This is a genomic window from Asinibacterium sp. OR53 (assembly GCF_000515315.1).
Taxonomy (GTDB): domain Bacteria; phylum Bacteroidota; class Bacteroidia; order Chitinophagales; family Chitinophagaceae; genus Sediminibacterium.
The window spans coordinates 1,019,598-1,041,407 of record NZ_KI911562.1 but is presented as its reverse complement, the minus strand read 5'-3'; the positions used below and the strand labels follow the sequence as shown (position 1 = coordinate 1,041,407).

At 46.2% G+C, this 21,810-nt stretch carries 23 protein-coding genes; 7 read left to right on the top strand and 16 right to left on the bottom strand.

The window, feature by feature from the left end:
• Positions 1–20: 20 nt before the first annotated feature.
• Together SEDOR53_RS0104585 and SEDOR53_RS0104580 are read right to left on the bottom strand one after the other, a co-directional pair.
• Positions 21–1,289: an amidohydrolase family protein gene (locus tag SEDOR53_RS0104585; protein WP_037360557.1), complete on the bottom strand. Its 1,269-nt coding sequence runs from the start codon at positions 1,287–1,289 to the stop codon at positions 21–23.
• Between the two features lie 7 nt (positions 1,290–1,296).
• On the bottom strand, positions 1,297–2,295 hold the full coding sequence (locus tag SEDOR53_RS0104580; protein WP_157576701.1) for a hypothetical protein: 999 nt from the start codon (positions 2,293–2,295) through the stop codon (positions 1,297–1,299).
• Positions 2,296–2,518: 223 nt separating this feature from the next.
• On the opposite strand from SEDOR53_RS0104580, the gene SEDOR53_RS0104570 reads away from it, so the two are divergent.
• Positions 2,519–2,956, top strand: a complete 438-nt coding sequence (locus SEDOR53_RS0104570; RefSeq protein ID WP_026768661.1) for a hypothetical protein — start codon at positions 2,519–2,521, stop codon at positions 2,954–2,956.
• Between the two features lie 24 nt (positions 2,957–2,980).
• Positions 2,981–3,616, top strand: coding sequence for a methyltransferase (locus SEDOR53_RS18495; RefSeq protein ID WP_157576699.1), 636 nt, complete (start codon positions 2,981–2,983; stop codon positions 3,614–3,616).
• On the opposite strand, the gene SEDOR53_RS0104560 is transcribed toward SEDOR53_RS18495, so the two are convergent.
• Both SEDOR53_RS0104560 and SEDOR53_RS0104555 read right to left on the bottom strand, forming a co-directional pair.
• The gene (locus SEDOR53_RS0104560) at positions 3,613–4,833 is read right to left on the bottom strand and encodes a DEAD/DEAH box helicase (RefSeq protein WP_026768660.1); all 1,221 of its coding nucleotides are present in this window, start codon (positions 4,831–4,833) and stop codon (positions 3,613–3,615) included. The two genes, SEDOR53_RS18495 and SEDOR53_RS0104560, sit on opposite strands and share 4 nt — an antisense overlap.
• Positions 4,834–4,884: 51 nt before the next feature.
• A complete protein-coding gene (locus SEDOR53_RS0104555; RefSeq protein WP_026768659.1) occupies positions 4,885–5,958 on the bottom strand; it encodes an iron-containing alcohol dehydrogenase family protein in 1,074 nt (357 codons plus the stop codon).
• A gap of 81 nt (positions 5,959–6,039) precedes the next feature.
• On the opposite strand from SEDOR53_RS0104555, the gene SEDOR53_RS0104550 reads away from it, so the two are divergent.
• Complete coding sequence (locus tag SEDOR53_RS0104550; protein ID WP_037360552.1) at positions 6,040–7,125, top strand: HEAT repeat domain-containing protein; 1,086 nt, start codon at positions 6,040–6,042, stop codon at positions 7,123–7,125.
• A gap of 2 nt (positions 7,126–7,127) precedes the next feature.
• Positions 7,128–8,570 (top strand): glycosyltransferase, encoded by a 1,443-nt coding sequence (locus SEDOR53_RS0104545; RefSeq protein ID WP_037360550.1) that lies wholly within the window; start codon positions 7,128–7,130, stop codon positions 8,568–8,570.
• Here SEDOR53_RS0104545 and SEDOR53_RS0104540 read toward each other — a convergent pair.
• From SEDOR53_RS0104540 to SEDOR53_RS0104505, 8 genes are all read right to left on the bottom strand, one after another.
• Positions 8,561–9,754, bottom strand: coding sequence for a hypothetical protein (locus SEDOR53_RS0104540; RefSeq protein WP_051416493.1), 1,194 nt, complete (start codon positions 9,752–9,754; stop codon positions 8,561–8,563). The genes SEDOR53_RS0104545 and SEDOR53_RS0104540 overlap by 10 nt on opposite strands.
• Positions 9,736–10,995 (bottom strand): YaiO family outer membrane beta-barrel protein, encoded by a 1,260-nt coding sequence (locus SEDOR53_RS0104535; protein WP_037360549.1) that lies wholly within the window; start codon positions 10,993–10,995, stop codon positions 9,736–9,738. The genes SEDOR53_RS0104540 and SEDOR53_RS0104535 overlap by 19 nt, the downstream gene beginning before the upstream one ends.
• 23 nt (positions 10,996–11,018) lie before the next feature.
• Positions 11,019–11,390: a response regulator transcription factor gene (locus tag SEDOR53_RS0104530; protein WP_026768654.1), complete on the bottom strand. Its 372-nt coding sequence runs from the start codon at positions 11,388–11,390 to the stop codon at positions 11,019–11,021.
• 52 nt (positions 11,391–11,442) lie between these two features.
• Positions 11,443–11,805, bottom strand: a complete 363-nt coding sequence (locus SEDOR53_RS0104525; RefSeq protein ID WP_026768653.1) for an Hpt domain-containing protein — start codon at positions 11,803–11,805, stop codon at positions 11,443–11,445.
• Between the two features lie 26 nt (positions 11,806–11,831).
• Complete coding sequence (gene kdsB / locus SEDOR53_RS0104520) at positions 11,832–12,560, bottom strand: 3-deoxy-manno-octulosonate cytidylyltransferase (protein ID WP_026768652.1); 729 nt, start codon at positions 12,558–12,560, stop codon at positions 11,832–11,834.
• Positions 12,561–12,594: 34 nt separating this feature from the next.
• Positions 12,595–13,416, bottom strand: coding sequence for a sterol desaturase family protein (locus SEDOR53_RS0104515; protein WP_026768651.1), 822 nt, complete (start codon positions 13,414–13,416; stop codon positions 12,595–12,597).
• A 109-nt stretch (positions 13,417–13,525) separates the two neighbouring features.
• Positions 13,526–14,641: a DNA polymerase III subunit beta gene (gene dnaN, locus SEDOR53_RS0104510; RefSeq protein ID WP_026768650.1), complete on the bottom strand. Its 1,116-nt coding sequence runs from the start codon at positions 14,639–14,641 to the stop codon at positions 13,526–13,528.
• Between the two features lie 95 nt (positions 14,642–14,736).
• Positions 14,737–15,141 (bottom strand): response regulator, encoded by a 405-nt coding sequence (locus SEDOR53_RS0104505; RefSeq protein ID WP_026768649.1) that lies wholly within the window; start codon positions 15,139–15,141, stop codon positions 14,737–14,739.
• 95 nt (positions 15,142–15,236) lie between these two features.
• Between SEDOR53_RS0104505 and SEDOR53_RS0104500 the strand changes: the two genes are divergently transcribed.
• Genes SEDOR53_RS0104500 through nagA form a run of 3 tightly spaced genes read left to right on the top strand, consistent with a single transcriptional unit; the run spans position 15,237 to position 17,649 of the window.
• Entirely contained in the window at positions 15,237–15,701 is a 465-nt protein-coding gene (locus tag SEDOR53_RS0104500; RefSeq protein ID WP_026768648.1) for a regulatory protein RecX, read from the top strand.
• A gap of 30 nt (positions 15,702–15,731) precedes the next feature.
• Positions 15,732–16,538, top strand: coding sequence for an amidohydrolase (locus tag SEDOR53_RS0104495; RefSeq protein ID WP_026768647.1), 807 nt, complete (start codon positions 15,732–15,734; stop codon positions 16,536–16,538).
• A 13-nt stretch (positions 16,539–16,551) separates the two neighbouring features.
• Positions 16,552–17,649, top strand: coding sequence for an N-acetylglucosamine-6-phosphate deacetylase (gene nagA / locus SEDOR53_RS0104490; RefSeq protein WP_026768646.1), 1,098 nt, complete (start codon positions 16,552–16,554; stop codon positions 17,647–17,649).
• Here the strand turns inward: nagA and SEDOR53_RS0104485 are convergent.
• The 4 genes from SEDOR53_RS0104485 to SEDOR53_RS0104470 form a co-directional block, all read right to left on the bottom strand.
• Positions 17,639–18,424 carry a hypothetical protein gene (locus SEDOR53_RS0104485; protein WP_026768645.1) on the bottom strand — a complete coding sequence of 262 codons (786 nt, stop codon included), beginning with the start codon at positions 18,422–18,424 and terminating at the stop codon, positions 17,639–17,641. The genes nagA and SEDOR53_RS0104485 overlap by 11 nt on opposite strands.
• Before the next feature lie 75 nt (positions 18,425–18,499).
• Positions 18,500–19,927 (bottom strand): S41 family peptidase, encoded by a 1,428-nt coding sequence (locus tag SEDOR53_RS0104480; RefSeq protein ID WP_198018795.1) that lies wholly within the window; start codon positions 19,925–19,927, stop codon positions 18,500–18,502.
• A gap of 73 nt (positions 19,928–20,000) precedes the next feature.
• The gene (gene thiL / locus SEDOR53_RS0104475) at positions 20,001–21,032 is read right to left on the bottom strand and encodes a thiamine-phosphate kinase (RefSeq protein WP_026768643.1); all 1,032 of its coding nucleotides are present in this window, start codon (positions 21,030–21,032) and stop codon (positions 20,001–20,003) included.
• A gap of 10 nt (positions 21,033–21,042) precedes the next feature.
• Entirely contained in the window at positions 21,043–21,801 is a 759-nt protein-coding gene (locus SEDOR53_RS0104470; protein WP_232214715.1) for an inositol monophosphatase family protein, read from the bottom strand.
• Positions 21,802–21,810 lie beyond the last annotated feature (9 nt).

Below are 21,810 nucleotides of genomic sequence, written 5' to 3'. Positions count from 1 at the left end.
ATATAAGTATGCTTATTTTTTTATACTACCCGCCCTGGATAATATTTGCTCTGTAAGAACTGCTCCACATTGTGGCCCGCCATCTGGTCCCAGGCAGTGCCACTACCACAAGATTGCGCCATGGCATCGGTTTTGAATTTATTGTAATCATCCTTTTCCGGTATCTCCTGTTCTGTCATGAAAAAATCGGTACCAAAAAGAAGGCGGTCGGTAAACAAGTTGTTTTTCAGGTCATCAAAGACCGGTGCATGCACTTTGGTATTGTGCACTGCATAAGAGATATCTGTGTACAGGTTAGAGAACTCCTGCATCAGTTCCTGTATCTGGCTGCACCAGTTCTTTTTTTCAACACCATATAATGTACGTTCGTTGATGGGATAACCATGTGCCGCCAGGATGTGCTGGTCGCCACCATAATGGGCCAGGCATAGTTTCAGTTCTTTCTTGAACTGGTATTTAAAATAGTGCAGCACCGATTTGTAACTGGCCGGCTCCAGGAAATACGAGCAACTGATCTTGTTGTTGTTCGCCGTATTGGTGCCGAATATTTTCTTCCAGAAATGAGACTCCTTCTGATAAACGGGCTGGTCGTACATTTTCCTGGCATAGGGATCATAAAAGTTCAGGGTCGATTGCAGGTGGCGGGTATCATTGTTGTAAATGCCTCCCAGGTAATTACAATGACTGAGAACGGGCACTTCATTTTCTGCAGCCCATTCCAGTGTTTCCTTCAGCCTTTCATCGAAAATATAAAAGCCCGTACTGGGATACAATTTCAGGCCCACAAAGGGATATACCGAACGGGAAGCATTTATCCGGAGCTTGGTATCAAAATAACCGGCCACCATATCTTTCAGTTTCTTCCCTTTGGCATCCCATCGCGGGTCGAGCCCTAAAAATACCAGGAGCCTGTCGGGATACTGCTGTTTCACCTGCAACAATTCCTCTATCTGCCCTGCAAAGCCCGAAGTGGAATTGCCGGCGCCGCACTCCTCCATGAACATAGACAGCGCCACGAATTTGATATCCGGATCGTTGTATTGCTTCAACAAGTCTTCAAAAACATCGAGCTGCCCACAGCTTTTGCCGATCTTCAAAAAACTGGCGTAGCGTTTTCCTGCTGTTCCGGGTAATTTAGACAACAGCCACGCAAGCGCAAGGGCTCCGGGCCGGGTATTCGTCATGGTATCAATGGCGTTTGCAACAGCATCGGGCAAATACATATGCAGGAACCGCCTGGGGGCATTGTCCATCGTAAAAACATGACTGTGTACATTATAATATTGCATGGCAGGATTATTTAGCAGGTTTTGGAATGTTGGTGTTGGTTCGCTTCAGCAGGTTGAACCAGAAGGGAGCGCCGAAGCTGGCAGCAAAACCGCTGATCAGGATGCCCAATAACTTTGTCCATATTTCATTCCAGCTCATCGCGTGCCACACCGATCGTTTGATAATGCTGTGACGCATGCCCACCGGTAGTTTCAGCGATTGGGATAATGAATCTATTTTGTTTTCATAAGCCTGTGTCTGCCGGATCATGCTTTGCAGATCGGCATGCGCGGTATCGCCCTTTGCCTGTTTTTCCAGCCATTCTTCATTCTGTTGATAAAAATGGATGATCGCTCCCCTGCTGTTATTGTCTTTGCTGAACAGGTTGAACAATTGTATACTGTCAACATTGATGAGCAATGCGATCAATACACCCAGCATGAACAATCGCATGCGTGTTTTTTTCTGGTACCATTCTGTTATGCGGCCTGTCAATTCTGTAAACCACTGTGCTATGTTTGCCAGCAGCAGCTCATATACTTTCGATTCATCTACCGTGCCGTTGACAGTTGACCGCAGTTCTGCATTATCCATGAATTGTTTCAATGAAACCATCACATCGCTGGGCTGCAGCACAAGGGTAGCTGCTTTGAAATCGTGCAACAGTGGGTTCTGGTAACGGATCGCTTCTGCGGCAGCTTCTTTTTTTCTTTGTACCAATTGCGACTGGCCCACAATATCTATCATGACTGCCGCGAATAATTCAGGCGGTATATTACTGGTAGGTTTATTGACCGCCCTGCTCAACAGATCGATCGAGCCATGCGCATAAAGGAGCTTCGCCCAGTTGATGTCGTTGGGATAGTCGTGTAGTTGCTGAAGCAGGTATTGCTTCATGAACCGGCCTCGTTCGGCTTTTACCCTCGTAACGGACTCGTGGACCATGCTGCACAGCACGGCAAACAGCGCCCAGCAAATAACAATGGAAACGGCTATGGACAGGATGGGAATAGATGGTAGGTTCATAGGAGATCAATTTGGCGTACGAGCTGTTAAATTACTCGTTGCGGCCAGCTTTTGCAATGGGAAAAACACCCTATTTCAGACATAAAACACCGAACCTGGAAAAATGTAAATAAATTTAACCAACTTTGTAGTGTAAAAGCTCTTCTACAAGGCATTGGACCAGCATGGCATTTCCCGGTTGTATGGTTTATGATTTCAGTAATGAACTTAAAACCAGAAATATATGGAATCCCCTTCACCGTATAAGTACACCCTCCCCGTGAGAGGAATCCTCGGAGGTTTGTTTGTAGGCATCGCTGGAACAGTTATCAATCTTGCCTTTGACATTATTTACCGTAAGATCACCGGTTATGAATTCGCCGAATACATCGGCATCAATTCCATCATTTTCTTTACCATTCCTACTTTGATCGCTGCGGGAATCGTGTATGCCTTTATTCGCGAATACATTAAAAACGGTCTCATCGTGTATATCGTTCTTGCGGTAATATTGACCGTGATCGTAGCATTCATTCCCCTTGGGCCCAACATGTTACCCTCGGGTGTTGCCATGCCTCCTGCTGCACGCGGTCTTACCATGGGCACTGAGATCATTACCGGCATCTTGGGTGCATTTGCGCTGCCTTATTTTGCAGAACACCCGAATATCTGGGGCAGTTGATGTTGATTGTTGCACCTTTGCCGCATGATTTTTGAACTGGAACTGCGGCATTTTGAATGGGATGGTCACCAGCAAGCATTGTATGTTCCCTACCAGGAGCAGGTACGCCGTTTGTACCAGCAAAATACTACGGCTCCTTTTCCTTATTGGGCCCGTTTATGGCCTGCTTCCATAGCAATGGGCAGATGGGTGGTTGAAAACAAATCTTTACTACGAAACAAAAAAGTGCTGGAACTGGCCGCAGGCCTGGCGCTCCCTTCTTTGATCGCTGCGCGTTATGCGGGTGAAGTATGTTGCAGTGATTATCTCCCCGAACCCTTGGAAGTAGTGGCCCGATCTATTGCGCATAATAAATTATCATCGATCCAATGTCAATTGCTCAACTGGCATCATCTGCCCGAAAATATAGATACCGATATCCTGCTTTTGAGTGATGTCAATTATCACCCTTCGGAATTCGATGCGTTGATGCGTGTGATCATGCTTTTCCTGGACAAAGGAACCCGTATTGTGCTCACCACGCCGCAACGGCTGGCAGCGAAACCATTCATAGAAAAGTTATTGCCTTTCTGCACAATGCAAAAAGAAACAGCGATCGATCACGATGGCAGCACCACCGTCATTAGTCTCCTGCAATTGGGTGAAGAAAAAACCGTTTAGTTTTTTTTATGCCTGGGAGGCCCCTGGAACCTTCTTTTTTTATGATGAGCCGGGCGCCCTTGCCTGGGCTGATAAGCAGGCACAGGTCCGAATACTTCCGGAACAACCACTTTTTCTACCTGTCTTTCTATTAAATTTTCTATCTGCGCGAACTTATTTTGTTCTCTTTCGCTGATCAGGGTATACGCCGTTCCTTCGCTGGCCGCCCTTGCTGTACGGCCAATACGGTGTACATAATCTTCTCCATCGTTGGGCACGTCGAAGTTGATCACCAGGTCGATGTCTTCGATATCAATACCCCTGCTGAGGATATCTGTTGCTACGAGTATCTTGAGTTTCTTATTCCTGAAATCCTGTAACACCTGTTCACGTTGTTGCTGTTCGAGGTCGGAATGGATTTCTTCTACAGATAGCCGTGCCCGCTTCAGTTCCCGTGTAAGCTGTTTCACGTTTTGCTTCTTCGAGCAAAATACAATGACACTTTGGAAATCTTTATGCGTTAGTATGTCTTTGATCAACGGTATCTTCTGCGCTTCATATACCACGTAAGCCTGTTGCAGTATTTTTTCGGGCGGCCTGGAGATCGCGATATTGATCTCTTCGGGTTGATGTAATATTTTCCTGGCCATCTCCCGCATCTTCATAGGCATGGTGGCAGAGAATAACAGGTTTTGCCGCTCTTTGGGAAGAAAGGAAATGATCTTCATGATGTCATCATGAAAACCCATATCCAGCATACGGTCGGCCTCATCGAGCACCAGGTATTTCAATCCTTTCAGTTTCACATAGCCCATGTTCAGGTGGGCGATCATGCGGCCGGGTGTACATACCACCACATCTACCCCATGCGCCAGCGCTTTTTTCTCCGTGGCAAATGAACTGCCATCTCCGCCTCCGTATACCGCTATGGAACTTACATCGGTGAAGTAGGAAAGTCCCTCCATGGTTTCAGCGATCTGTATCGCCAGCTCGCGCGTAGGTACAATGATCATGGCATTGATATCGTGCTGCGAGTGAGGGTGGGTGAGTAACTGGTGTATGAGGGGTAACAGGAAGGCCGCCGTTTTACCGGTGCCGGTTTGTGCAGAAGCGATGACGTCTTTTCCCGCCAGGATAGGACTGATCACCTGCTGTTGAACGGGTGTTGCCGTTTCGTAACCCATTGCATCTATGCCTTCCAGTAATCGTTCGTCCAGGCCAATATCTCTGAATTTCAAAATAGGATCGTTTTAAATCTTTGGTATGCAAAGATAGCTGAATAGGCCTCACTAAAGCTTTTCATACAATGCCCTGAGTTTATCGCGGGTCATCTGCTTTTCCCAATCCTTTCCTAACGCGTTCTCCCACAAGGGTTTCATGCCCAGTGATACGTTAATCATGGCGTCGAACTGTTCATCGGTTAGGCCCTTGCAGATGCCGGTGGGGATATCGATCTGGTTCTTTTCCACCATATATTTGAATTCCTTCACGCCTGCCGGGTAATATTCTTCCAGGTGGTTCATCACAATGCAATTGCCAATACCATGTTTGGTGCCCAGCAGGTAAGACAATCCATAACTCACTGCATGCGCCACACCTACCTGTGAGTACGCAATGCTCATACCGCCGGCATAAGAAGCCATCATCAGCTTATCATCGGAGGTCTCATCCCATCCGCTGCGTTTTACATAAATATCCTGGCAGAGTTGCAAAGCTTTCTCTCCGTAGCTCTTGCTGAACTCATTCAGGTAAGTGCCTTCGAGGCTTTCTATGCAATGGATATAGCAGTCCATACCGGTATAAAAACGCTGGTTCACCGGCGCATCTTTGGTTAGTTCAGGATCGAGTACGATCTGGTCGAAAGGTGTGAAATCGCTGTTCATGCCCAGCTTACGGGTAGGGCCTGTTAATACAGTTGTCCGGCTTACTTCGGCACCTGTACCGCTGAGGGTGGGTATACCCACTTTGTAAACGCCTGCCTGCTTTACCAGGTCCCACCCCTGGTAATCGGCCGATGAGCCGGGATTGTTCATCATCAATGAAACTGCTTTCGCCAGATCCATCACCGATCCACCTCCTATGCCAATGATGCCGCTCACCGTTCCGAATTTTTCTTTCAGCTGGTTGGCCAGCGCATCTACCTGTGTTGTTTTGGGTTCATAAGTAACATCGGCAAAAATCAGCTGGTCTTTTCCTCTTAACGGTACCCTGCCTGCCAATGGCTTTCCTTCAAAAAAATGATCCAGCAGGAATATCATTGGGGCATCGCCTTTGCGGTGCGGCACCAGGATCTCATCCAACTGGTTGAAACTGCCGCGTCCGTACACAACATAACTCACCATCTTGAAATTGCGAAAACTCATAATCTATCGTATTGATCTGCAAACCTACTTTAGATCAGGGTGATTTCAAATAAGAATTGCCGGGCATTCTTACCTATCTTTATGAGAATGCTGAAAGAATTTTTCCATTTCCTAAACCCCTTCAGTCTGTTAATTGGGGCTTTGATTCTTTTCGTTGGCATTACCGGCGTTATCATTGCCATTTACTGGTTTCTTTACATCAAAAAAAAACGGTTCCTCCTGAAAAAAAAGGTCATGCGGCACCTCGAAGCCTGGATCAGCAATCTCATCCTCGAAGAGTCTTTCGACGATGTACAGCTTCCCAAAAAGTTGTATCGTATACTGGAAAACAAGGCCGCCAGGCAAATTACCATTGATGAGCTTATTGCCTGCCGCAAGAATTTTTCGGGGGCAGTAGGTGAAAACATTGTACTGCTGTACCAGCAATTGGGATTGAAGCCCGACTCTGTTGAAAAGATCAAATGCATTGAGCGAGAGCATATCCAGGCAAAAGGTATCCAGGAATTGTATTTGATGGACCAGCGCGATTACCTGCCTTATATTTATAAGAACACCAATAACCGGCAACCGCTCGTGCGGATGGAAGCGCAAACGGGTATCATTCACATGGCGGGTTTTGCCGGGCTCCGCTTTCTCAATGTTATTTCTTACCCGCTTACCGAATGGCAACAGATCAAATTGCTGGAACAGCTGAAGCTGGTTTCAAAAAAAGACGATCTCTCCGGTAAGATACCCAAATGGCTGCTTTCCAAAAACGATTCCGTGATCATATTCGCACTGAAACTGGCCGATGAATTGCAGCAGCTGGCCGTTCGCGAAAATGTTGTCCCCTGCCTGCAACACCCTAACCGGCTGGTTCGCGGGCAAGCCATCAAAACACTGGTAAGGTTATCGGATGAGCACACGGCAGCTGTTTTCATCAATGCTTATCACCAGCAGGAGACCACAGAAAAAATAGCCATCCTCGAAGCCCTTCGCAACCTGGCTTCCGACATGCATTACAATTTCCTGTACAGGTTATTTGAAGACCCGGACAACATCATTAAACTTCATGCTGCCATTGTGCTGGTATCTAACTGTACTGACGGACTCAAAGCGCTGGAAAGTAGGGCCATCAGGCAGCCGGAGCCCTTTCAAAGAATATTGAACCATGTAAAAACGATCTGAGCATGTGGAAGATCATAGGAAATATCATTTTCTATACACTCACTTACGGGATATTTCTGTATTCTTTCCTTTTGTTTTTTTCTTACCTCTTTATAGGTTGGTTTTCCATCATCGAGACCAAGCGCTATATGCGCAAGAACAGTTTCACCGACTTCCGTGTATTGGCTTCTTCCGTACACGCGCCCTCTGTGACCATCATTGCCCCGGCTTATAATGAAGGCAAGACCATCGTGGAAAATGTACGCTCGTTGTTATCTATCTTCTATGTAAACCTCGAAGTGATTGTTGTGAACGATGGCAGTAAAGACGATTGCCTGCAAAAAATGATCGATGCTTACGAGCTGGAGAAGGTGGACTTCTTTGTCGATTATAAGATTGCTACCAAAGAAGTGCGGGGCATTTATAAAAGCCGCAACAGTGTGTACCATAAACTGATCGTAGTAGATAAAGTGAATGGCGGGAAAGCCGATGCGCTGAATGTAGGGATCAATATCTCTTCCAATAATTACCTGGTTTGCATTGATGTGGATTGCATCCTGGAGCAGGATGCGCTGCTGAAGATGGTGAAGCCATTCCTGGAGCAAACAGCAGAGGAAAGGGTTATTGCATCAGGTGGTGTGATACGCATTGCCAATGCTTGTGAAATTGAAGATGGCAGGCTGGTGAAAGTGCGGCTCACCAATGAATACCTGCCCCGCATGCAGATATTGGAATATATCCGTGCGTTTATCCTGGGCCGTATGGCCTGGAGCCGGTTGAACGGTCTTATGCTGATATCCGGTGCGTTCGGTGCGTTCGACAAAGAGATCGCCATCAAAGCGGGAGGCTACAACCATAACACGGTTGGAGAAGACATGGAGTTGGTAGTAAGGATGCGCCGTTACATGGAAGAGCGGGATTTGAAATACCGTGTAACCTATATACCCGATCCGCTCTGCTGGACCGAAGCACCTGCCTCCTTCAATATATTAAGCCGTCAGCGTAACCGCTGGACGCGGGGAACCATTGAGACCCTGAAGTTTCACAAGGTGATGTTTTTCAACCCCCGCTATCACCTGCTGGGAATGCTCAGTTATCCGTATTGGTTCCTTTTTGAAATGTGTGCTCCCGGTATTGAATTCATGGGTTTTGTCGTCTTCCTCGTTCTTGCTCTTCTTGGCATACTCGATTGGTCTTTCTTCTTGTCTTATCTTCTTTTCATTATCTGCTTCGGTTATCTCTATTCCGCCTTTGCTATTTTAATGGAAGTAAGAACCTTCAATCAATACAAACGACGAACGGATATTATGAAGCTGTTGCTTACTGCCGCAACAGAGCCCTTCTATTTTCATCCCTTTGTGGTGGTCAGTGCCGTACGCGGATACATTGATTATGCCAGAAAGAAAAAAAGCTGGGGCGAAATGACCCGGCAGGGCTTTGCGCAGAAAAAGCAACATCAGGGATGATCTCTTTTTGAATACCGGTATTGATCGTTTAAAATAGTGGTCACCAAAGGACGGTAGAATAACCAGAAAAAACTTTTACGTTCCTCCGGATCATATTTGCTGTACATGAACCATCTGAAAAAGCCCACTCCTTTGAAAGAAGAAGAAAACATAGAGACCGGGTTATCGCAAAAATCGCCGGAAAAATAAAAAAAACGATAATCGTTGTTGTTATGTGTTGTAACCGCAGGGAAAGATAAGGGTATGCCATAATGATCCAGTATCGCTTTGCCTCTATTGTTCGCATCGATCCTGAAATATGCTATGGCATGATTGAATGAAGTATCAATATCTATTACATCGAACCAGAACGGGTATTTTATTCTTTCGGGGAGGCCAAAATAATTGCGCCCTTCTACTGAAGCATAGATATGAGGCAGTTTATTATCCAGTTCCGTTTCGTTTTCCAGTATCACTACCTTCTCATTCGAATGCACAAAAGCGATACCTCCTTTAGTAAATGGCCATTGTCCTTCATGCTGCTGACGGTAACTCTTTACCAACCAGCCAGGCAGTTCTTTGTTTATAGTAGTATCGAAGGAATCAAAATAGCGACCAACCCATCCCGTCCATCGAATACCAAATAATTTTTCAAACGAGGCCCTTACCGGATGTGCTGTAGGAGACCCCATGCAATTGAATTCCGTGATGATCAACTTATGACGCTCCCGCATTTTCCTAAGGAAATAAAGATCCTGTTCGCTCATCCCACCGTATATGATCCCGGACCGCTCTTTATCATCTCCTTTTTTGTACCATTCGTTGCGGTAAATTCCATAAGCATCTGTAATGTAAGCCACAGAAGCTTCTGCACTCAGCTGATCCAGTTGCGCCGGGGTAAACTGTTCCAATCCTTTCAACCTGTATTTTCCGTTTTCCTGAGGGAAGAATCCATAATAATCCCTGCCTGGTTCGTACAACTGATTATCTCCTTTGGTAAACTTTTCCTGTTTCAATACCCAGTTCAATGAAATATGTTCCTGCACTGATTTACTCAGCACCGTTTTATCAATGATGGCCACTACCTGCATTCTTTTAGGACTGAAATGCCACAACAGGAACATCCATAACGGCAATAATGCTATTGCCACGATGTTTGTCCAGATCAGTTGCTTTTTGTTCTTTCTCAAAAACGATGCAGCCATCCGATGCTGATTTCATATTGGTTGCCTTTGGTTTGCGGCAGGTATTCCTGGTTAAACCAATTGGCGTCGAGACTGAGTACATTCATCCTGGCGACCTTCTTTCTATACGAAAGACCTAGTTTGTAAGAAGTCAGTTTTACAGGATTATCCAGCTGTATGGCATTCGAACGGTCGTCGGGCGAAATGCCATATCCCAATGCGATACCCATCCAATCATCGGCACTTCCATAATAATACCGCGCCATTCCGTTATAAGATGCCGAAACCGTTGATGTATTGATGCCAGGTATGATATAAGTTCGGGCGCCGAACAGCCAGCTTTTATAATATTTACCGAGATAAGCAGTGTATATCCAGGAAGCTGGCCCGCTGAATTGCAGGTAACGTACACCCAGCTCTCCTTCATAGCTTTTGGGCAGGTTGGCATACAAAGAAAATCCCCCGCGCCACTGCGGAAAAACGCCTACATCATTGGAATAACCTGCATTCACATAGCAATAAAATTTTTTTGAAATATGCGGATAGGCTTCCAGTTCGAACTGTGTGCCATTTTGTTTGAAGCGGTTGGCATAACTCACACGCCCAATGACCAACCCGATTGGTGTAGTGCGGCCATAATCGAAACTTATCATATGCCAGGGATCAGCGAACTGCTTGTCGAATGAAGTATAATCGTAATTGATACTGATCCTGTTTTTCGAAACCTCTTCATTGATCCTTGTGTACATGGCCCTGGCTTCGCTGTTATTTTTGTCTATTTTCAGCAACTGGCTCAAAGCATCATTAGCCGGCGCATATTTTTTCATGGAAGCCAGGATCTTTACTTTCCGCAACAGCAGGTCTTTGGATTGGGGATGATGTGTGAGCCCTGTTTCAGTGATATGAAGTGCTTTTTCATCGTGCTTGTTCCAGTATTCGAGGTCGGCATAAGCAACCGATGCATCTTCATAAGCAGGATCTTTGGTCAGTACCCTGTCGAAACAGATACCTGCACTATCGTAATTTTTTGTCCAGCTGTAGATCCTGCCGAGGAATATGCCCACATCGGCATAATCCGGACTTTTTTCCAATGCCCTGTACAGGAAGGCTTTTGCTTTGCCATAATCTTTTTCCTCGAAAGCCGCTTTTTTAGCCAGGTGGAGCAATGCATCGGAAGAACTGGTATCCTGCGAATACACAGTAACGCTCAACAGCAGACAAACCAGGGGAAATATCAGGCAGTGCTTTTTAACGGATACCATATATAAGATGAATGCTTCAGTGCTTACTTACTTGCTGTTTTGCCTACCAGCCGTTTTACCCGTATCGATAGCTCATTCAGGCTGAAAGGTTTGGTAATATAATCATCAGCACCCAGCTCAAATGCTTCCATGACCACTTTTTCCTGTTCCATGGCTGAAAGAATAATAATGGGAATCGTTTTGCGGCCCGGTTGTTTTACTAATGAAACAACTTCCAATCCGGATGCGTAGGGCATCATAATATCGCTGATGACAAGATCGGGGTCGTCTTTTTCAATTCTTGCGATGGCATCACGGCCATCCCCTGTAGCAATTACATCGTAACCTTCCTTCTTGAGTTTCAACTCAATTGTTTTCAATAGCATTGGTTCATCTTCTGCAACCAAGATTTTCATAGCGGGGGGATTTTATGAAATACGCGTTATAAAAATAGCTATTTAACCGCAGTCAGCCTATTTCTTTACGTATCATGTTTACTTCTTTCGACAATTCCTCCCTGAGAACCTCAAAAGTGACCTCCACCTCTGCCACCAGGCCTGCAACGGGGGTCTTATCTTCAACGGATTTGGCCATCTTCTCTATTGTTGCCAGGTGGCTCACCAATGGTTTTGCCTGTAACATAGATAGGGAGCCTTTCAGCTTGTGTGCTAATGCTGAAACAGATTCCCATTCCCCGGCCCCGGTACGAAGGGCTAATTGCCGCACCTGTTCAGGCGTATCTTTTAAGAACAGATCTAATACATCCAGCAAAGCGCTTTTATCGCCCAACTGTTCCAGTAAGCTCAAATCATAGTTATTGGTTCCGGTCATACCTCGGCATTGATTGCAGAATAAAGCTATAAAAATAATCCTGCTGCGCGTTGCAGGTCTTCCGGCGTATCTATTTCAATACCCATATAATCGGTAACCACCATCTTTAATGCAATGCCATTTTCGAGGTAGCGCAGGCATTCTATTTTTTCGGCGGTCTCCAACGGGGTCATTTCCCATTGGGTGAAACACATCAGCGCTTCTTTCCGGAAAGCATATACACCGATATGTTCGTAATAAACTGCTGCTGTTGCTGTATTTCTCGGATAAGGTATCACACTGCGGGAAAACATGAGCGCGTTCATTTGCTTGTCTACTGCTACTTTTACATAATTAGGATCGTTGATGAATTGCGCTTCTTTCATTACCTGCATCAGGGAAGCCACCTGTACTTTTTTTCCCGCTTCCCCTTCAAATACCTGCAATAGTTTTTCGAGTGGTTCTTTCTTTACAAAAGGTTCATCGCCCTGCACATTCACAATGATCTCCACATTGAGGTGTTCGGCCGCTTCCGCAATACGGTCGCTGCCGCTCTCATGTGCCTTCCGGCTCATGATGGCCCGCCCGCCGTTTTGTTCAATTTCTTTGAAAATGATCTCGCTATCTGTCACCACATATACTTCATCGAACAACCCTGTTGCCATCGTATTATCATAAGTATGCCTTATCACTGTTTTCGCGCCCAGTTGCTGCATGAGCTTGGCCGGGAAACGGGTAGCAGCATAACGCGCCGGGATCATGGCTATTTTTTTCATGAACGCTGTTTCCTGCAAAGATCACAGGAGATCGTTAATAATCGGTTTTTATTTTTTGATTGAAAGGGAGGCCCATCTGGTAGCTCAATTCTTCATCCCGCTTTTCATCCAGCACATCCAGTCCGTAATGCAACCCGTCAACTGCTGTATTGTTGTAAGTGCCAAACAGGTGATCCCAGATGGAAAAAATATTACCATAATTGCTATCGGTCTGCGGCCTCACATAATGATGATGTACTTTATGCATATCGGGAGAAACGATCACCCAATTCAAGAACCGGTTAAGCCTACGAGGAAAACGGATATTCGCATGATTGAACTGCGAGAGCAGTGCGCTCATGCTCTGATACACCATCACGAGCCATACAGGTGCCCCGCAAACAAATACGGCGAGCAAAGTAAATACCGCTCTGAAAACACTCTCGCCGGGATGATGCCTGTTGGCAGTAGTTGTATCTACATGCGTATCGGCATGGTGCACCACATGGAACTTCCACATCCATTTGACCTTATGTTCTATATAATGAATCCAATAGGCGCCGATGAGGTCCAGCAACAATAATCCCAGTAATAGTGTAAGCCACAAGGGCATTGTAGCCAGGTACAAAATACCAAAATGGTGCGCGGTGGCCCAGTCGCTCGTTTTAACGATCAGTACGGCAAAAAGAAAATTTACTACCACTGTGGTGAGTGTAAAAAAAATATTCACCAGGGCGTGTCTCCATTTGTTGTACCTGAACCTGAATAGTGGTATGATGCCTTCGAGCAACCAAAAAAAACTAATACCGCCTGCCAGTATCAGGGTGCGGTGGAGGCTGGGAATATGATTGAAATAATGAACGAGGTTTTCAAGCATAGCAAACGAAATAGCTTTATCAATTTACAAATTATTTCGCGAACGGGTTGTTCCTGTTATGCAAAACGCCCCTTATCCGGGGGCGTTTATGAAATTATTCGATATGATATTAATTATTCAGCATCAAAGGCATTACCAGCATCAGCAGGTCTTCTCCTTCTGCCTGCTCGCTGGGTTTGATAAGGCCTGCTTTGGTAGATGTTGACAATTCCATCCTGATCTCTTCCGTATCGGCTGCACCCAGCATCTCAATAAGAAATTTTGCATTGAAAGCGATCTGCAAGTCGCCTCCATCGTACTGGCAGCTCATCCTTTCGTTACCTTCAAAACTGAAGTCTACATCCTGCGCCGCCATCTGCAGTTCACTGCCACTGATACTCAGCGCCACCTGGTTGGTGCTCTTGTTACTAAACACATTCACCCGGCGAAGAGCATTCTGAAAATCTCCTTTGTTAACGATCAGCTTGTAAGGGTTATCGACGGGAATCACCACTTTATAATCTGGGAAGCGCGCATCGATCAGCCGGCAGATCATTTGTGTTGAACCATGGTTCACAAAAAGATGGTTGCCATTATAGCTAATGGTCAGCTCATCATCGTTATCCGGTAACGCATTCTTCAAGAGGTTCAGGGGCTTTTTGGGAACGATGAAAGAATCGTTCTTACTGGCTTTGGTATCGAGACGCTTGTAGCGTACCAGGCGGTGGGCATCCGTTGCCACAAACTGTACCCCGTCTTTTGACAGTTCAAAAAATACGCCGGTCATAGCAGGCCGGAGGTCATCGTTGCTCACTGCAAAAAGTGTTTTGTTGATGGCAGTCAGCAAGGCGCTGCTGGTCATGGCAAAACCGGTAGTATCATCGGCCGGGGGTTCCTTCGGAAAATTATCGGGGTTTTCTCCCATCACCTTGTACTTACCATTGTCGCTGGTGATCTCAACGGCAAAATTCTTGTCGATATTGAAAGTAAGCGGCTGGTCGGGGATATTTTTCAGCGAATCCAGCAGGATTTTAGCCGGGATACATACTTTGCCGCTAGCCTTACTCTCTACTTCCATCTGCACACGCATCACTGTTTCCAGGTCCGTAGCAACCACATTCAGTTTTTTGTCCTGTATCTCAAATAAAAAATCTTCCAGTATCGGTAATACGGTATTCGCGTTGATCACACCGCTGATCTGCTGCAGGTGTTTCAAAAGAGAGGAAGAGGAAACAATGAATTTCATTCTCGATCATTTAGGTTCGCAACAAACCTAGTGTAAAATGTTAATATTCGTAAACAGAAATTTGCACGCCTGCCGCATAAACAGTGTATAATGAGTTAGTGGCCATTTCCCAGAGCTTCCAGCAGTTCGCGGTACCTGGTCTTGGGCACTGGTTTTACCAGGTAACCCGTTACCGTATGGAAAGTGGCTGAATGTTGTATATCTGCCTCGTTGATGGATGAACTCACCATATATAGCGGAGGTGATACAACAGGCAGTTGCATTTTTTCGTAGGATGTCAGGAATTCCCAACCGTCCAATACCGGCATATTGATATCAAGAAAAATGATATCGGGGAAATCCTTTCTGTCGGCGCCGGCAAGCTTTTCAAAATGGACCAGTGCTTCAGCACCATTATTAAAAGAATGCACTTCCTTTACCAGTTCGGTAGATTCCAGGATCTTCCGGGCGGTAAACTGGTAAATGGGATCATCGTCTATGAGACAAACGGTATATTTCATAGTAATCTGACAGTGGATATTGGTTATTTTGCTTTGAAAAGTCTGACGCCTTAAAGGACAAATCTACATTATAATCCATTTTTAACGTAAAACTTGTGAAAACCAGCCTCTCACCAGAAAAAGCCTTCCAGAAAATTAAACATTATTGCGCATATCAGGAACGCAATCATTACGAAGTGCGTGAAAAACTTTATGGAATGGGCTTGTTCAAGAAAGAGGTGGAAACATTAATTACCCGGCTGATCGAGGAAGATTATTTAAACGAAGCACGCTATGCCATCCAGTTTGCGGGCGGCCATTTCCGCCTCAAAAAATGGGGTAAAATAAAGATCCGGTTTGAATTGCGACAAAAAGGTGTTAGTGATTACAACATAAAGGCAGCTTTGAAAGAGATCGACGAAGCGGATTACCTGCAAGTACTTTCCAAACTTGCCCGGGAAAAATGGGCAAGCCTGAAAGCTGAAAGTCCGGCTGGCCGCCACACCAGAACCACTGCATTCCTTTTACGCAAAGGCTATGAAAATAACCTTATCCAGGAAGTGATAGCTGCCATTTATTGACCATCTTTGCAATCAAGAAAGTTGTTCCCCATGTCGTCGTCTTTGACTTTTTCGCTGATACAACCCTCCCTTGCCTGGGAAGACAAGACCGCCAACCTCGGTCATCTCGGTCAGCTCCTGGAAAGCATCACCGCCAAAACAGAAATTGTAATACTGCCCGAAATGTTCAGCACCGGTTTCAGCATGCAGCCGGAAAAACTTGCAGAAAATATGGAAGGGCCAACCGTACAATGGATGAAGGACTGGGCGCACAAGAAAAGGGTTGCGCTCACAGGCAGTGTCATCATTGAGGACGGGCGGCATTATTACAACCGCCTGCTTTGGGTATTGCCCGATCAAACCGTGGGTTATTACGACAAACGCCACCGCTTTGCCTTTGCGGGTGAGGATGAAAAATATACACCAGGTAAAAAGAGGCTGATAGCCCAGGTAAAGGGCTGGAAGGTCAACCTGCAGGTATGTTACGACCTCCGGTTCCCTGTATGGGCCAGGCAGCAGTTGGAAAACGGACCCAATAGCCAGCCTGAATACGATGTACTGGTCTATGTAGCCAACTGGCCCGAAAGGCGCAGTCACGCCTGGAAAACACTGCTTACGGCCAGGGCTATTGAGAACCAATGTTATGTCATGGGCGTAAACAGGGTGGGTAATGACGGGAATGGTATTTATCACAGTGGCGACAGCATGGTGATTGACCCGTTGGGTGAAGTATTGTTCCACAAGGCACACGAAGAAGCCATCTACACAATTACGATCGATAAAGAAAAACTGGATGAAGTACGGTCGCGCTTCCCTTTCTGGAAGGATGCCGATCATTTCCATATCAGTCAATCATGAACATGAAAGCTGCATGAAAAACCAACAGATTTACCTCGCCAACCGCGTATTTACCGGTACTGAGTGGCTGCATCACCATGCCGTAGTTATTGAAAGAGGCGCCATTACAGATATACTCCCTTCCACAGCGCTCCCTTCGGGTGAAACCTTGCAACATGCTATTATTGCACCGGCTTTTGTTGACATACAAATTTACGGTGCGCACAACCGGTTACTGGCTGTTTACCCCGAAGCCAATACGCTGGACCTGCTGTATGATTATTGTAGCAAAGGTGGCGCCGCCTATTTTCAACCTACGGTGGCCACTAACAGTTACGAAGTGTTTTACCAATGCATCGACGCTGTTCGCGACTATTGGAAAAAGGGGGGCAAAGGCTGCCTGGGACTGCATATAGAAGGTCCCTGGATTAGCCCGGCCAAGCGTGGCGCGCATATCGAATCTTTCATCCATGCGCCATCCGTTGAAAAAATAAAACCCTTGCTCGACTATGGCAAGGATATTATTACGATGATCACTTTGGCACCCGAAACCTGTGGCCAGGATGTGATCGACCTGATACGTTCTTACGATATTGTTATTTCGGCCGGTCACAGCAACGCTACTTATGAAACAGCTATGGCCGCATTCAATGGCGGTATCCCGGCGGCTACCCATCTGTTCAATGCTATGAGCCCTTTACAACATCGTGCACCGGGTATGGTGGGCGCCATTTTCAATCACCCCGGGGTAATGTCGAGCATCGTACCGGATGGTTATCATGTTGATTTCCCCGTGTTGCGCATTGCCAAGGATTTAATGAAAGAACGGCTTTTCGTTATCACCGATGCCGTTACCACTACTACGGAAGGCCCTTACCCGCACCAGTTGGCGGGCGACAAATACGAGTCGAACAATATACTCAGCGGTTCTGCCCTCACCATGCTCAAATGCGTGCAAAACCTGGTGCATCGTGTCGATGTACCGTTGGCAGAAGCATTGCGAATGGCCAGCCTGTACCCCGCCCAGGTAATGGGAAAAGCACACCGGATGGGGAAAATAGAAAAAGGATACGACGCCAACCTTGTATGTATGAACGAAGCGCTGGAAATAGAACAGGTGGTTACCGGGTAGTTTCCCGTTTATGTCTTTTGAAGATATCGGTAAATATCCTGTCAATGAAAATGGCGCTTCCAATGCTCCAGTACCAGCCGTCGTAATTATACCGGAGATCGCTTTCGAAAATCGTTTTGCGTACACCAATCATCGTATTAACGCCCATGTAGGTAAGGAAATGCATGTGTTTTATTTCAGGCATGATGAAGTTGGCTGAGAAACCAAAACCACCCGGAACAAAATCCTGGTGTTGGGTAGTAGTTACAAACCGTCCGCGTATTTTGTTTACCGAATCCAGTACCGCTTTACCATAACCGAGTTCAAACACCATGCTCATTTCCCATCTTTTTTTCCTGAACAGGAAGGGCTCATAATAAACTGTTCCGAAATAAAGCCGCTTGGTCAGTTGGCGTAGCGGTATGCCTTTTTTATCCAGCTTCACACTGGCGGTATTCTGATCGAGGAAATATCCCCCAATGCCCAGTTTGAATTTGTCATTGAACAGTAATCCTATGCGATAGCCCCATATACTCACGCCCTGGTCTTCGATAAAAGAGAAGCGCTGGTCAAAGTCTCCGGTGGGTTTAAGTGAAAGCTTGTGGCGTGTTGCAACAATGGGATCGTTCATCAGCACCGTGCTGTCTTTTGCATGAATTACTGCACTGTCCTTTGAATGAACTACCGTGGTATCCTGTGCAGCAGAGGTACCACCGATCACCAAAAAACAAACCAAGCTTACAAAGCTTGCCTTAGGATAGACGAACCGATATTTTGCCCTGGGTTTGAGTAACATTCTATTCGATAGCGCAATTTAGTGATTTTTGATTCCGGGAAAATCACGTGTTCTTACCGTTTTGTAAAGATTCGTTCAACGGCTTTTACGCTGTATGAGCGCCCGAATATCTTCTATTTTCGGGTCAATCCCTTTCCTGATGGCCCCGGAAGAAGGCTTTACTTCGAGGTCTGGCACAATGCCATGTCCTTTAGGGTGGCTGCTGTCGATGACAAGCCGGTACATGGGCAGGCTCACCTGCAGACCCGAATATGGCAACCTGATTGTGGGTATATGCATGGCTGAGTTGCCGTAATATCCTCCCCCGGTTTCTTCTCCTACCACTGTTATATTTTTCTGTCCTTTCAAAGTGGCTACCATCATACTGGCGGCAGAAAATGTCAGTCCCCCCTGCACTAAGTAAACATCACCATCAAAATGGAATCTTTTGCGGGGCTTGAAATAGTGTTGCTCATAATGACCGAAATGTATCAGCCCATCTTTTTCTCTGGTGGCGGCAAGATTCATCACCAACCAATAGGGCCAGGCTGGATGGATATATCTTCCATACCTGAATTTCCGGCTGATGGCCACCACGCTATCGCCCAGCTTAAACGGTTTTGCCGCCAGGTATTGCGTGAGGTCTACACTGTTACTAACCGTGCCGCCTCCGTTTTCCCGCAGATCAATCACCAGGTGTTGCAAGTGCTGTTGCCGGATGGTTTTGAAAGATCGTTTGAAAAAAGGTTTGAGCCTTCCTCCCGAAAAACTGGTGATGCGCATGAAGGCTGTGCTGCTGGCCGTATCAATGACCATTACTCTTTTATTCATCAGCCGCATCCTCCTTGTTGGCCTGCCACTGATCTGCTCATCGTGCTTGTCCGTTGATGGTTTTTTAGTGCCAATGCTATCCTTTCGGGGAATGAAAGCTTTCACCAATGTAGATCGTTCCCTGCCTGCAGTGTCGATGTAGGTAATGGTGTATACACTGTCGGTACCGAATATGGTTTTATACCAGGCGGGAAAATTGCCGCTGACCAACTGGTTCTTGTAATTATCTGCATAACCATCGGTACTGATGAACTGAAAAATAGAATCGAGCACCTGCCGGTTGCTTCGCCCGTTGATGGAAGTGATGATGGTGCCTCTTTTAAAAACCGTGTCGCGGGGCCAGATACTTCCCAGCACTACCAGGCTGTCGTTCCAGGCTTTCAATGCCAGCGGGAATAAGGGGTACCTGAACAGCGGCGCTATTTTACCATATGCTTTTGAAAAACGGACCGTGGTATGTCCGCACCGGATTTTGCTCACCAGCCACGCAACCTTATTCTTGAATGCCACTTCATTCAGCGAATCGGTAATACTGTTGATGGTGTACCTGAAATACTGGTCCATACTGTCTTTCGGCGTGTACCAATAGAGACTGGGATGATTGGCTTCGAGTATTTTTTTCAGCAGGATGACATCTTCACGCAAACGGCTGGCAGGCATTTTAGGTAATATAGCATCCGCTCTTTGTGCCATTAGCTTGTTAGGCCCTGACAGCCAGAACAAAAACAGCCATAAGAACAATCTTCTTTTTACCATCGTGCCGGTATCATTTCTGAAAAGCATTCCATCCCTGCGCAGTAATATCAAAACTATTGCCCCCCTTGGTGAGTAGTTTACAGCCTTCTTCAATAGCTGTCATATATCCGATCACACTTATCTCTTCATTCAGGGTAATCTTATCGTAGTCTTCCTGCTTCAGCGTAAAGATCAGTTCATAATCTTCCCCTCCATTCAGCGCGCAAACGGTGGGGTCTAATCCAAATTTATACGCAGCTTTCCTGCTGTCTTCCGATACAGGTAATTTCTCTTCATAGATACGGCAACCCAGGTTGCTTTGCCTGCAAAGATGCAATACCTCGCTGCTCACACCATCGCTCACATCCATCATAGCTGTAGGAACGATGTGCTGTGCGGCTAAAAACTGTATGATGTCTTTCCGTGCTTCCGGTTTCAGCAAACGGCCAACAATATAATTTTCATTCTCCAGGTCGGGCTGCACCTGCGGATTTTCGAGGAAGATCTTTTTTTCACGTTCCATCAGGGTAAGGCCCAGGAAGGCGCCGCCCAAATCGCCGCTCACACAGATCAGATCGCCCTGCTGTGCCGTACTTCTTTTTACAAACTGATCCGGCGCCACTTCCCCTATGGCAGTAACAGAAATAATGAATCCTTTTTGTGATGAAGAAGTATCTCCTCCTACTAAATCAACTCCGTGTTTTTCACAGGCAACATGCACGCCTTCGTAAAATTCACTCAATGCTTCCAGGCTGAAACGGTTGCTCACGCCAATGCTCATGGTGATCTGTGTTGGGGTTGCGTTCATCGCATAGATATCGCTCAGGTTCACCATAACGGCCTTGTAGCCTAAATGCTTGAGCGGTGTGTACATCAGATCAAAATGAATGCCTTCGATCAGCAGGTCGGTGGAAACTACCACCTGTTTGCCAAAATGATCCAGCACGGCAGCATCATCGCCCACGCCAACTACGGTAGATGCATTCTGTATTTCAAAATTCCTGGTCAGGTGTTCAATCAATCCAAACTCACCCAATTCTCCTATTTCTGTTCTTTGTTCCATATCAGGTTTGTTATATCGATGCGCCATTCACTACGGCCAGCAGCTCATCGTGGATTTTACCATTCGTAGCTATAATATGCGGTTGATAGGGTGAATAAGCATTGCCTTTAAAGTCGGTCACTTTACCGCCTGCTTCTTCTACGATGAGGAACCCGGCGGCGCTGTCCCATGCCTGCAATTTGTGTTCGTAAAACCCGTCGAAACGGCCAGACGCTACCCAGCAAAGGTCAATCGCTGCACTGCCGAGCCGTCTTACCGGTACGCCTTTCCTGATCAACTTTTCAAATACCTGCAGTGGTCCGTTGGGCATATCGAGGTATGTATAAGGGAACCCTGTTACCAGGCAGCTCTTGATCACTTCGGTTTTCTGGCTCACTGCTATTTTTTTATCATTCAGTGTAGCGCCGAAACCTTTTTGCGCAAAGAACATTTCCCCGATGAAAGGATTGTACACTGCTCCGAGAATCATTTCGCCGTTCTGTTCAATGCCAATGCTCACGCAGCAGATGGGAATGCCATTGGCAAAATTCACCGTACCATCGATGGGGTCGATGATCCATTTATAAGATGAATCCTGGATGATCTCGCCCGTTTCCTCACTTAATATGAAATGATCGGGGAATTGCTGCCTGATCACTTCAAAAATGGCTTTTTCAGCGGCATGATCTGCTTCGGTTACCAGGTTATTGATCCCCTCTTTGTGACTGATTTCAAACTGGCCATTAAAAAAATGCTGTAATTGTGCGGCGCCTGCCTCGACTGCCTGCATTAAGGTTTG

Bases quoted from the DNA above. Each gene is read 5' to 3' on its own strand.
- SEDOR53_RS0104540 (WP_051416493.1), bottom strand. From the start codon at position 9,754: ATGGCTGCATCGTTTTTGAGAAAGAACAAAAAGCAACTGATCTGGACA.
- thiL (WP_026768643.1), bottom strand. From the start codon at position 21,032: ATGGAACAAAGAACAGAAATAGGAGAATTGGGTGAGTTTGGATTGATT.
- SEDOR53_RS0104550 (WP_037360552.1), top strand. From the start codon at position 6,040: ATGAGAATGCTGAAAGAATTTTTCCATTTCCTAAACCCCTTCAGTCTG.
- SEDOR53_RS0104505 (WP_026768649.1), bottom strand. From the start codon at position 15,141: ATGAAATATACCGTTTGTCTCATAGACGATGATCCCATTTACCAGTTT.
- SEDOR53_RS0104480 (WP_198018795.1), bottom strand. From the start codon at position 19,927: ATGGCACAAAGAGCGGATGCTATATTACCTAAAATGCCTGCCAGCCGT.
- SEDOR53_RS18495 (WP_157576699.1), top strand. From the start codon at position 2,981: ATGATTTTTGAACTGGAACTGCGGCATTTTGAATGGGATGGTCACCAG.
- SEDOR53_RS0104545 (WP_037360550.1), top strand. From the start codon at position 7,128: ATGTGGAAGATCATAGGAAATATCATTTTCTATACACTCACTTACGGG.
- SEDOR53_RS0104570 (WP_026768661.1), top strand. From the start codon at position 2,519: ATGGAATCCCCTTCACCGTATAAGTACACCCTCCCCGTGAGAGGAATC.
- SEDOR53_RS0104495 (WP_026768647.1), top strand. From the start codon at position 15,732: ATGTCGTCGTCTTTGACTTTTTCGCTGATACAACCCTCCCTTGCCTGG.
- dnaN (WP_026768650.1), bottom strand. From the start codon at position 14,641: ATGAAATTCATTGTTTCCTCTTCCTCTCTTTTGAAACACCTGCAGCAG.
- SEDOR53_RS0104580 (WP_157576701.1), bottom strand. From the start codon at position 2,295: ATGAACCTACCATCTATTCCCATCCTGTCCATAGCCGTTTCCATTGTT.
- SEDOR53_RS0104485 (WP_026768645.1), bottom strand. From the start codon at position 18,424: ATGTTACTCAAACCCAGGGCAAAATATCGGTTCGTCTATCCTAAGGCA.
- SEDOR53_RS0104470 (WP_232214715.1), bottom strand. From the start codon at position 21,801: ATGCAGGCAGTCGAGGCAGGCGCCGCACAATTACAGCATTTTTTTAAT.
- SEDOR53_RS0104555 (WP_026768659.1), bottom strand. From the start codon at position 5,958: ATGAGTTTTCGCAATTTCAAGATGGTGAGTTATGTTGTGTACGGACGC.
- SEDOR53_RS0104525 (WP_026768653.1), bottom strand. From the start codon at position 11,805: ATGACCGGAACCAATAACTATGATTTGAGCTTACTGGAACAGTTGGGC.
- SEDOR53_RS0104585 (WP_037360557.1), bottom strand. From the start codon at position 1,289: ATGCAATATTATAATGTACACAGTCATGTTTTTACGATGGACAATGCC.
- kdsB (WP_026768652.1), bottom strand. From the start codon at position 12,560: ATGAAAAAAATAGCCATGATCCCGGCGCGTTATGCTGCTACCCGTTTC.
- SEDOR53_RS0104515 (WP_026768651.1), bottom strand. From the start codon at position 13,416: ATGCTTGAAAACCTCGTTCATTATTTCAATCATATTCCCAGCCTCCAC.
- SEDOR53_RS0104535 (WP_037360549.1), bottom strand. From the start codon at position 10,995: ATGGTATCCGTTAAAAAGCACTGCCTGATATTTCCCCTGGTTTGTCTG.
- SEDOR53_RS0104530 (WP_026768654.1), bottom strand. From the start codon at position 11,390: ATGAAAATCTTGGTTGCAGAAGATGAACCAATGCTATTGAAAACAATT.
- nagA (WP_026768646.1), top strand. From the start codon at position 16,552: ATGAAAAACCAACAGATTTACCTCGCCAACCGCGTATTTACCGGTACT.